The following is an 11645-nucleotide window of genomic DNA, read 5'->3' as shown; positions in this document are numbered from 1 at the left end:
CCGGTAGCAAAAATTTTTGAGTACTTAAAAATAGCTTAGGAATCTCTTTGTTTATTCAACTGTAAAATTATTCAAGTAAAAATGCACTATTATAGATGCATAATAAAAATTTTACTAAAGTATATTGACAACTTCTCCTGTTGTAACTATAATGGTTACAACAGGAGAAATTAAATATGAAAATAAGTAGTAGATTTTCTGTAGCAGTTCACATATTATCAATGTTATCTATGGAAAAACGTAAATTATATATATATATATGTTCTAATTAAGTTAATACATTTATAATCTTTTATATAATTTTTATAGAAAATTATATCTTTAATTAGCAATATCTAGTTAGAAGCATATATATCATAAATTTTCTATATAAGTTCCTCACTATAGTAGTTAAATCATAGTATTTATAAGTGTTCTAAAATTTATATTAATGAACAAACTTTATTGGAACTTATATATTAAAGAATATTACAATAGAAGATGTTGTTGAAGAGCTACGGTAAAAGATTAAATAGGATTTGTTTTTAAATTTTTAACAGTGATGTAACTAGTAAGGTTACACCTGATATACTATTATTTTTTTATATTTGTTGTAACCTCTAAAGTTACAACTCCGAGAAAATAAATTCATATTGAAAGGATGATTATTTATGAAAATAGCATTAATTGGAGCAAATGGAAATGTGGGAAGGGTTATTTTAAAAGAAGCATTATTAAGAGGACATACAGTAACAGGAATAGTTCATGATTTATCAAAAATTAAAAAAGAGCAAGTTAATTTAAAGCTTGTTGAAGGAAATATATTTGATGAAGAAAACATATCAAAGGCTATTGAAGGAAATGATATAGTTATTAGTGCCTTTGGTCCAAAACATGGGGAGGAAAAAAGTTTAGTAGATGCTACTAAAAGCTTAATAAATGCTGTAAAGAAGGCCAGTGTACCTCGTCTGCTATCAATGGGAGGAGCTGGAAGCCTTCTTGTGGAAGGAGATGTGAAGCTAGTTGAAACAAAGGATTTCCCTTCTGATTGGAAACCAATTGCATTAGCTCATGGTGATGCATTAGAACAGTATAAACAAGAAGAAAAGCTTAATTGGACCAATTTAAGTCCTGCTGCATTTATTGAACCAGGAAAAAGGACAGGAGTTTATCGTGTTGGTGAAGATAATCTAGTAATAGATGAAAAAGGTGTTAGCCATATTTCATTTGAAGATTTTGCGTTTGCAATGCTAGAGGAAGTTGAAAAGCCTAAGTTCTCTCGCAGAAGATTTACAGTAGGCTATTAATTTAATTGAAGGGATAGAAAAATATGAAAACAAAAATATATTACATTATGGATACTATGTGTGGTTGGTGCTATGGTTTTAGCGATGTTATAACTAAAATACAAGAAAAGTACAAGGAAGTTTATGATTTTAACATTTTACCTGGAGGAATGTGGATAGGTGATGATTCTAAAATTATTAATGATAGTTTAGGTGATTATATAAAAAGCCATAATACAAGAATAGAACAATTAACAGGTAAAAAATTTGGAGAAGGATTTAATAAAAATATATTAGAAAATACTGATATGGTTTTAGATAGTTTTCCAGGAGCAAAAGCAGTAGTTTTAATTCAAAGATTGAAAAAGGATGTAGCTTTTAGCTTTCTTAAGAAGATTCAAGAAGCCTTTTTCGTAGAAGGAAAGGATACTAATAATTTAGAAACATATATTCAAATAGCTGAAAGCTTTGATATATCTAAAGAAGAGTTTGAAAAAGAATTTTTATCAGAAGCCTTAACAGAAGAGACTTTTAAATATTTTAATATGGTTACATTAATTGGGGCAATGAGTTTTCCAACAATTGTTGCAGTAGAAGGAGATAAATCAAGAGTAATCTCACAAGGCTATAAGAAGTTTGAAGAATTAGATAAAATCTTATCTTCTTTATAAAGCTATTATTTGATATGGTACAAGTGAAGATATAAATATAACAAATAATTGTAAAATAGAAAAAGTACATGAAGTAATTAGATGAAATACTTCATGTACTTTTATGTTGACATCTTACTTTTATTATAAATTAAATTTTACAATTTAATATCATGATCTTTTGAATAAAAATTACCTTTAGTATCATTTTGGTAACTATGTGCTAAAAAAGTGCGTACTTGAATAAAGTGAATATTATAGTAAAATCATAGCATGTAGAATGTGATAAATAAATGCGGTGGTATTTTGTAAAAAGTGTTGAAAATAGTTATAAGATAAGTTGTTTGTTAATAACCAGGAGTTGTAAGAGTTCAGCTTCAGGGCATATATGGCAATTGTCCAAGTGCATAAGGACTATTAAAATTTTGATTGAACAAATATTAAAAAATGAAGTTCCTAGAGTTAAAGAAATTATAGGAGTTTAACATAAAAATAATAGGATAAATTATAAAAGGAGTGGAATTATATGATAAAGGTTATAGCAAAAAATTTTGCCAAAGAAGATAAAATTGATAAAATTTTAGAATTAGCAAAGGAATTAGTAGAAACAACAGTAGAAAAAGACGATTGTATAAAGTATGAAATGTACCAAGATGAGAAAAATCCAAATGTATTAATAATGATAGAAGAATGGGAAACAATAGAAGATTTAAATAATCATATGTCTTCAGAGCACTTTAAAAGGATAGTCCCACAAATGAATGAGTACATGGATAAGAAGCCAGAAATGAGTATTTGCAAAAAAATGTTTTAAAACCTTATGAAAGTATATTGCCTGTTTAATTAAAGCAGTCAATGATTTAGTCCATAAGTTTAAAAAAAAAGTAAATTAACTAATTAATAAAGGAGTGTAATAATATGGAAAACGAAGTACTTAAAGCAATAAGAAATAGAAGAAGTACAAGAAAATATAAAGATGAACAAATAGGGGAAGAAGAATTACAAACAATATTAGATGCTGGTATACAAGCACCAAGTGCAAACAATTTACAACCATGGCATTTTACAGTAATACAGGATAAAGAAATGATTAATTTTATAAGTGATAAGTCAAAAGAAGTAATGATTCAAAATGACAATGAACGTATAGTAAATATTGGGAAAAGTTCTACAAATATATTTTATAATGCACCTACTGTAATAATGGTTTCAGGGGAGGAAGAGGTTAGCTCGTCTTTAGTTGATTGTTCAGCAGCAATAGAAAATATGCTGATAGCTTGTGAAAGCATTGGATTAGGAGCAGTGTGGATAGGACTTGTTAGGTTTTTCTTTACACTTAATGATGAGGTAAAAAAATTAGAATTGCCTAATGGATATAAGCCATTTTATGCTGTAGCAATAGGATACAAAACTAATGACAATATTTTAGGAATATCAAAAAGAAATAGAGATGTTATAAACTATATTAGATAATTTATATTTAAATGAACGATGTTATTATAGTATAATGTTAAACAGATGACTTTATATTTCGCTATGTTTTAATATCAACACGGTTTTAAAACATAGCCTTATTTTTAAAAGTACAATAAGTTTAGCGTATGCTACACATGATATTAGAAGGAGAGTATAAAATGTTAAATTTTGATTATTCAATACCAACAAAAATATTTTTTGGAAGAGATAAAATAGATGTACTTGCAGAGAATGTGAAGAATTATGGAACTAAGGTATTACTTGTTTATGGGGGAGGAAGCATAAAGAAAAGTGGATTATATGATAAGATTACAAATATCTTCAAAAATAATGAAATTAGTTATTGGGAATTATCAGGAGTAGAGCCTAATCCAAGAGTATCAAGTGTAAGAAAAGGAATTGAAATATGCAAAGATAATAAAATAGAACTTATACTTGCTGTAGGGGGAGGAAGTACAATTGACTGTGCAAAGGTCATAGGAGCAGGATATTACTATGATGGAGATGCATGGGATATAGTTGTAGATTCAAGTAAAATAAATAAAGTTCTTCCAATTGCAAGTATACTAACATTAGCTGCTACAGGTTCTGAAATGGATGCAGGAGCAGTAATTACAAATTTAGAAACCAGTGAAAAATTAGCAACTGTTCATAAAGATATGGCTCCAAAATTTTCAATATTAGATCCAACTTATACATTTACAGTACCTAAAAATCAAACAGCAGCAGGTACAGCAGATATAATGAGTCATATTTTTGAAGTATATTTTAGTAATACTAAAGAAGCTTATTTACAAAATAGAATGGCAGAAGCCCTTCTTAAAACTTGTATAAATTATGGTAAAAAAGCTATTGATGAGCCTGAAAACTATGAAGCAAGAGCAAATTTAATGTGGGCTTCAAGTCTTGCTATAAATAATCTTTTAAGTTATGGAAAAGAAACAGAGTGGAGTGTTCATGCAATGGAGCATGAATTAAGTGCATTTTATGATATTACCCATGGAGTTGGCCTTGCAATTTTAACTCCACATTGGATGGAATATGCACTAAATGATAATACAGTAAACAATTTTGTTGAATATGGAGTTAATGTTTGGGGTCTTGATCCTAGTGGTGATAAATATGAAATTGCTCATAATGCTATTAAAAGAACAAGAGAGTATTTTGTGTTATTAGGAATACCTTCTTCATTAAGTGAAGTTGGAATTGGGGAAGAAAAATTAGAAAAGATGGCCAAACAAGCTACTGTAAGAGGAAATCTTGGAAATTTCAAGCCTTTAGCTGCACAGGATGTATTAAAAATATATAGAGCTGCTCTATAACAGGATATGATTTATAGGGATATAGTTTTGCTTTTAGGAGTCTTATAAAGCATGGATATCCCTTTAAAAACAAAAGAAATTTATAAAAAATAGAAGTACGAAAGAATTTGAAAGGGCAATTAAATGAATTATTTAATAAACTTAATAATTAAGACATTGGTAGATACACTATATATTACAGGAATGATAATTCTTGTAGGATTTATTCTTGGATTTTTAAGAAATCGTTCAATAGAAAATTTTCAAAAAAGTTTCGCATGGAAGGCTGTTGCGATTACCGCTATTATAGGTGTGCCTATACATGAAATTTCTCATGCTATCTTCTGTGTTTTATTTGGACATAAAATTAACAAAATCGTACTAATACAAAAGAGAGATGAAAATGGTGTGCTTGGATATGTAAATCATGGTTATAATCCTAATAGTATATATCAACAAATAGGTAATTTTTTTATAGGTATTGCACCTATATTCGGAGGAATTTCCGTTATAATTGCTTTAATGTACACCATAATTCCTAAGACATATATTGAATTTATAACTATATCTATGAATAATTTACACATAACTAAAATAAATGATGTTGCTTTAATGGGAATATTGGATTCTTATATTAATTTAATAAAAATAATTTTTTCAATTAAGAACTTTGCTAATCCATATTTTATATTGTTTTTATTTTTAGCTATATGTATTTCATCACATATATCGTTAAGCTCTGCGGATATTAAAGGGGCTTCTAAGGGATTATTTATAATATTCCTAATAATATTAGTTCTTAATGTGCTTGGCTTTTCAAAATTTGTTATTGCTGAAAGTATATTGAAATATAACATTGTACTAATAGGATTTCTGATAGTATCGCTGATTTTTTCAAGTATAACTTATATAATAAGTTTACTGCTATCATTAATAAAGAATTAAGGTACATTCAAAAAAATAATATTTAATGCACTAGTAGATGGAATTAAGATTCTTGAACTAGTGCATTTACTTTTTTAACTTATTCATTTGTTGTTAGCTTATAATTTTAGTAGGCAAGAATAATAAAAAAGAATATTGACACACTAAATAGAAAGCATTACCATATGAATATACTAATCATACCTACAAAGTATAATTTGACTTGTTATTTTTTTGAATATGCCTAATTGAGTATCTGATAAAAAGATAAATCAAATATGAAGAGGAGCGATATATTATGGATAATGGGAAATATGTTGAGGAAATATGTAGAGCAATGATTAAGGAATTTGAAGAAAAAGAACACTTTACACTAGATGAAGGTGTTAAAGCAATAAAAGATTTATATCGTGTAAAAGAAGAATGTAATTGGGCTACTAATATAGCAAATACTATAGATAATATTATTAATGACATTGCAAATAAAATTTGTATAGGCGGAATTGCAGCAAGCATATTTAAATACAAAAAAATTAGAGACAAGATCACAATAGATAAGGATAATGTGATTTGGTATGATGGATTTGAACGTGTAGGTATAGCATCTGGAATAAAAAACATAACAGAGAAAAAAACAAATGATATAGAAGAGATTTTAATAGAAAAGAATAATGGAAAGTCAATTAGAATAAATGATAAAGCATTTGTTCTTGGTTGGGAATAAAAAGATCAAAACTATATCAAAATAGAGATAAAAATAAAAAAAGTTAGAGATGACTGCATAAAAGTCATCTCTTTTTTGTATAAATTAATAATAGCTTCATTTTTTTGAATATGCTTTATGTAAGTATCCATGAAGTATATAGCAATTTTAACAGCTAGATTGAAGATGCCTTAATCAACATAGATAATGTTAAGTGCTATGAATAATTTGGAAATATGAAACATAGTATAAGGTAGAGTAACTTAAGGAGGAATAAGAGATGAATTTTATAATAAATAAGCTAAACCAAACCTTTAGGGATAAAAAAGTATATTTTTTTATGGTGTTAATTATGTTCTGTTTAGGGATATCATTTGGACTGTATGCAGTTAAATACATGAATGAATCAAATAGAAATGATTTAATAAGTTATTTTTCAGGTTTTACATCTTCTATAGGGGACACGCCTATTGATTATGGAAATTTGTTATTTAATGTTATAAAGAAAAATATGTTAATAATTATACCAATATTTATATTTGGATTGACCTTTTTTGGTATGCCATTCATATTAATTTTAGATATGTTAAAAGGATTTACATTAGGTTATACATTTTCTTTTATAATGACAACATTTGAAGGAAAGGGTATAGGACTAGCATTAGTTTCTGTAATTCCTCAAAATTTAATATATATTCCTTGTTTTATAGCATTAAGTGTTATAGCTTTATCTTTCTCTACACAACGATTTAAAGGGAAATTTTTTAAAAGAACTAATGTCAAAGATCCATTTTTAAATCTTATAGGAAATAAATTAATTATAATTTTAGCTGTTTTTACAATAGGAATATTAATAGAAACTTATGTATCCCCTAATTTAATAAAATTTGTAGTTACTAAATTTTATTAAGACATATGAAAGAAAATATATTAACATACTGATTTATTATTTTTCTGAATATGCCTAGAAGTAAATGAATGTATAAAAAGATATAAACTTAAGATATAGATTATAAAAGAGGAAAAAAGGCAATTTTGTCGAATAATAATCATAATTAATGGTATAGGAGAGAGTAATGATAGATAATGTAAGCAACTATAAAGAATATTTGTTTAATAGTGGGAAAAGTGAAAACACTATATATGCTTATGTAACAGATGTGACACTGTATCTTAAGTTTCTAAAGAAAAAGGAAATAGACATATATACAAGTGATAACTTAACAGTTATGGGATATATACAATACCTATTAGAAAATGGAAAATCAGAAAGATCTATAAATAGAATAGTTATAAGTCTTAGAAGCTTTTACTCTTATTTAAAAAATGAGTCTTTAATTAAAGAGATACCAAAGATAGAATATAAAAGTTCAAAAAACAATAGGAAGTTACCTCAAATTTTAACTGTTGAAGAAGTAGATAATATAATTAGAATAGTTGAAAAGGATTGTCCGAAAGGAATTCGTGATAATGCATTATTAGAATTAATGTATGCTACTGGAATGAAAGTGTCTGAACTTATATATTTAAATGTAGATGATATAAATCTTGAACTGCATTTTGTAAGATGTACTGACAGTAGAAACTTTGAACGATTAATACCAATAGGAAGAAGTGCATGTAGAGCTTTAAATGAGTACTTAAGTATAAGATATAAAATTGCAGAATGTGGGGTACCAAACCTATTTGTTAATTTAAATGGTAATAAATTAACAAGGCAGGGTATTTGGAGAATAGTTAAAGAATATGCTAAAAAAGCAAAAATAGATAAGGATGTAAATTTAAATACTTTTAGACATTCCTTTGCAGTTCATTTGCTTCAAAATGGTGCAAATGTAAGAGCAGTACAAAAGCTACTTGGAAATCAAGTATTAACATATATGGATACTTATTACGAAATAATAAACAATGACAAGATAAATTATATATATATGAATACCCATCCAAGAGCTTAATAGTTAAAAAATCCCAATTAAGTATTTAATAACTTATAAGAATAAATAAAAAAATTTGTCAAATCTTTGGTTATTTTAGATTTTATTATAATATTATTTCTCCTTTTGGTAATACTAATTCAGAAAGGAGGAAGATTGATGAAAAATAATATTAAAAGAGTAATATCTTTTGCTTTAATCTTAATTTTTACAGTATTATTAATGCCTCTTAATTCTGTAAATGCAACTGTAATGGAGGACGGAGTTAAAGCTGAGGGAATGCAAATTGAGGCTAAATCAGCTTTATTAATTGAACCAAGTACAGGCAAAGTTATTTATGAAAAAAATCCAGATGAAAAATTTGCCCCAGCATCTGTAACTAAGATTATGACAATGCTACTTGCTATGGAGTCAGTAGATAGTGGAAAGATTACATTAGATGATAAGGTAACCTGTAGTGAAAATGCAAAAAAAATGGGCGGAAGTACAATGTTATTAGATACGGGTGAAATAAGAACTGTGGCTGAACTGCTAAAGGGAATAGCTATAGCTTCAGGAAATGATGCTTCTGTTGCTATGAGTGAATATATTGGAGGAACAGAAGCAGATTTTGTTGTATCAATGAATAAAAGAGCACAAGAGCTTGGAATGACCAATACAACATTCAAAAATTGTAATGGGTTACCAGCAGAGGGGCATTTATCAACAGCTCGTGATATAGCAATAATGTCTAGAGAATTATTAAAGCATCCAACAATACTGAAATACACAGGGACTTATATGGATTCTATTTCAGAAGGAAGAAAATCTCCCATTGAATTAGTAAATCATAATAAATTAGTTAGATTTTTTGAAGGCTGTGACGGGTTAAAAACAGGTTTTACTAATGAAGCAAAGTATTGTATTTCAGCTACTGCAACTAGAAATGGAGTAAGAATGTTAACAGTAATTATGGGTGCTCCAACTTACAAAACAAGAAATAGAGATGCCGGAATATTATTAAATCATGGTTTTTCAAAGTATCAAGGCAAAAAAGTATTATCTAAGGACGAAGATGTAGAAAAAGTTCTTATGGATAAACAAACAGATAGATTCTTCATGGCTAAAGCAAAAGATGATTTGACAGCTATATTACCTAAGGGAAGTAGTGGAGAATTAGAAAAGAAAATAATAATTGATGAATTAAAGCCAGAATATAAGAATGGTGAAATTGTTGGTAAATGTGAAGTTTACTTAGGAGAAGAAAAGGTAGGAGAAGTAGATATATATTCTGATAGAGATATTAAGAAAGGAAACATATTTGATAATATCAAATATAATATTAAAAATTTGTTTGAAAAAGGTATTTAGTTAGGTATATGAAAAAAAATAACAAGTCAAATATATTAGAAAACAGACTTGTTATTTTTTTGAATATGCTCTAAGTCATATGAAAGAGGTTATAGTGATTTTGTTACTATAACCTTTATTTTTGTTTTATCTAAAGACTATGTTTTAAAACCGTGTTGATATTGTTATATATTGTAAAGTGAACTAAGAAATTGAACTTAAGGATATCTAAATGAGTATAGTCCACTTTTAGCTTGCTCCAAAGTCAAGCTTTGGACAAGCAGAAAAGGTGACAACACTCAAGGAAACTCGACTCACATTCGTTCGCTGAGTAAGTTTGAGATACCAAATGTAAAATGCTCACAGAGAAAGTTTGAGACACCAAATATAAAATTTGGACTCTCACTTAAGAATTCTAAAAGTCAAATTTCAATGTCCACTTTACAAAAATATAACAATATCAACACTATTCTAAAACAGAGCCTTGTATACTTAAAAATGTTTTTAAGTATTTCAAAAAATTAATAGTAAATAGTATAGTATAGTCTATTTTGTGCCATACTTTTTTCGTGATTAAATCAAATTTAGGACATTTAATATATAGTTTGATTCAAAATGTTGTTTAAAACTTGTAAAATTGTTATTATGTAAAAGAGAGAATTAAAATAACAGATATCCATACTGTAAAAAGGTGGGTGAAATATATGGATTTCCCTAATATTAAAATTAAAGATTTTGAAGGACCATTTGATTTATTACTCCATCTAATTAAAAAAAATCAAATGGATATTTATAATGTGGAAATATCAAAGATAACAAATCAATATTTAAAACACCTTGATAATATGAAGGTGATGGATTTAGAAATAACTTCTGAATTTATTGTAGTGGCGGCTACTTTAATTGAAATAAAATCTAAACAGTTGTTACCAAAAGTAAAAAAAGATGAGGAAGAAGAGGAAGATCAAGAAAAAGATCTTCTTGAAAAACTTATAGTATATAAAAAGATTAAGAAAGCAGCAGAGTTTTTTAAAGAAAAATACATTAATTCTGGAGAATTATACACTAAAAAACCTGAAATAATAGAAGAAATTAAAGATACTCAAATTAAAGAGGATTTGTTTAAAAATATAACACTTTTAGATTTATACAACATGTATAATAACCTTTTGGAAATTTATAATAATAAGCAAAATAAAAACAATATAATTCAAAAGAAAATATTTGTAGATAAATACAAAGTTGAGGACAAGCTAGAATATATTTTAGCTATGCTAAAGGAAAATAAAATTAATAGATTCTCAGATATAATGAAATATTGTGAATGCAAATTAGAATGTATTGTGAGCTTTTTAGCATTACTTGAGATGGTTAAGCAAAAGGTAGTTAAAGTTTATCAAAGTGATAATTTCGACAATATAGTAATTGAGAGGAGAGAAGATGATGGACAAGAATAATGGATTACAAATACAATTTGTAGAAGATTTTAAGAAAAAGTCTTTAAAATCAGGAATTGAAGCATTATTATTTGCAAGTGGAGAGCCTTTAAGTTTAAAGGATTTGTCAACTTATCTTAAAGAAGAATCTAAAATTGTTGAAGCAACCATACAAGATATGATAGATGAGTATGAAAAACAAGAAAGAGGTATAAAGCTTATTTTCATAAAGAAAGCATATCAATTAGTTACCAAAGATGAAAATAGTGATTATATACAAAAACTTTTAAAGAAAAGTAAAAGACAATCCTTGTCACAAGCTTCATTAGAGAGTATAGCTATTATATCATATCAACAACCAATAACAAGAATTGATATTGATGAAATAAGAGGAGTTAAGTCTGAAAGTGCTATTCAAAAGTTGATAGAAAGAAATCTTGTTAAGGAAGTTGGAAGGTTAGAAGTTCCAGGAAGGCCTATATTATATGGAACCACAGAAGAATTTTTAAGACAATTTGGAATTGAAGATTTAAAACAACTTCCATTACTAGATTTTTTTGGAGAAGATGATAATGAATATACTGAAGATGTATTACAAGATGAATTAAGTTAGGTTATTAAATTATA

The 11645-nt window shown here is 27.1% G+C and carries 12 protein-coding genes; all 12 read left to right on the top strand.

Translation table 11 applies throughout. From position 1 onward, the window contains the following. The first annotated feature begins 650 nt into the window (after positions 1–650). The 12 genes from BM027_RS01565 (at position 651) to scpB (ending at position 11631) form a co-directional block, all read left to right on the top strand. A complete protein-coding gene (locus BM027_RS01565) occupies positions 651–1286 on the top strand; it encodes an NAD(P)-dependent oxidoreductase (protein WP_090088143.1) in 636 nt (211 codons plus the stop codon). A gap of 23 nt (positions 1287–1309) precedes the next feature. Continuing rightward, on the top strand, positions 1310–1936 hold the full coding sequence (locus tag BM027_RS01560) for a DsbA family protein (protein WP_090088141.1): 627 nt from the start codon (positions 1310–1312) through the stop codon (positions 1934–1936). Between the two features lie 505 nt (positions 1937–2441). After that, the gene (locus BM027_RS01555) at positions 2442–2729 is read left to right on the top strand and encodes a putative quinol monooxygenase (protein WP_090088139.1); all 288 of its coding nucleotides are present in this window, start codon (positions 2442–2444) and stop codon (positions 2727–2729) included. A 104-nt stretch (positions 2730–2833) separates the two neighbouring features. Continuing rightward, positions 2834–3388 carry a nitroreductase family protein gene (locus tag BM027_RS01550; RefSeq protein WP_090088137.1) on the top strand — a complete coding sequence of 185 codons (555 nt, stop codon included), beginning with the start codon at positions 2834–2836 and terminating at the stop codon, positions 3386–3388. A gap of 161 nt (positions 3389–3549) precedes the next feature. Beyond that, positions 3550–4713, top strand: a complete 1164-nt coding sequence (locus tag BM027_RS01545) for an iron-containing alcohol dehydrogenase (protein WP_090088135.1) — start codon at positions 3550–3552, stop codon at positions 4711–4713. A gap of 123 nt (positions 4714–4836) precedes the next feature. Continuing rightward, complete coding sequence (locus tag BM027_RS01540) at positions 4837–5637, top strand: metalloprotease family protein (protein ID WP_090088133.1); 801 nt, start codon at positions 4837–4839, stop codon at positions 5635–5637. Positions 5638–5914: 277 nt separating this feature from the next. Further along, on the top strand, positions 5915–6340 hold the full coding sequence (locus tag BM027_RS01535; protein WP_090088130.1) for a hypothetical protein: 426 nt from the start codon (positions 5915–5917) through the stop codon (positions 6338–6340). 259 nt (positions 6341–6599) lie between these two features. Continuing rightward, the gene (spoIIM, locus tag BM027_RS01530; protein WP_090088128.1) at positions 6600–7229 is read left to right on the top strand and encodes a stage II sporulation protein M; all 630 of its coding nucleotides are present in this window, start codon (positions 6600–6602) and stop codon (positions 7227–7229) included. Between the two features lie 166 nt (positions 7230–7395). Continuing rightward, positions 7396–8274, top strand: a complete 879-nt coding sequence (locus tag BM027_RS01525; protein ID WP_090088125.1) for a tyrosine-type recombinase/integrase — start codon at positions 7396–7398, stop codon at positions 8272–8274. 138 nt (positions 8275–8412) lie between these two features. Then, positions 8413–9603 (top strand): D-alanyl-D-alanine carboxypeptidase family protein, encoded by a 1191-nt coding sequence (locus BM027_RS01520; RefSeq protein WP_090088123.1) that lies wholly within the window; start codon positions 8413–8415, stop codon positions 9601–9603. A 683-nt stretch (positions 9604–10286) separates the two neighbouring features. Beyond that, positions 10287–11039, top strand: coding sequence for a segregation/condensation protein A (locus BM027_RS01515; protein ID WP_090088121.1), 753 nt, complete (start codon positions 10287–10289; stop codon positions 11037–11039). Further along, positions 11026–11631, top strand: coding sequence for an SMC-Scp complex subunit ScpB (gene scpB / locus BM027_RS01510; RefSeq protein ID WP_423230306.1), 606 nt, complete (start codon positions 11026–11028; stop codon positions 11629–11631). The genes BM027_RS01515 and scpB overlap by 14 nt, the downstream gene beginning before the upstream one ends. Positions 11632–11645 lie beyond the last annotated feature (14 nt).

The organism is Clostridium uliginosum (assembly GCF_900112485.1).
GTDB lineage: Bacteria > Bacillota > Clostridia > Clostridiales > Clostridiaceae > Clostridium > Clostridium uliginosum.
This window is presented reverse-complemented; position numbering and strand designations above follow the sequence as displayed.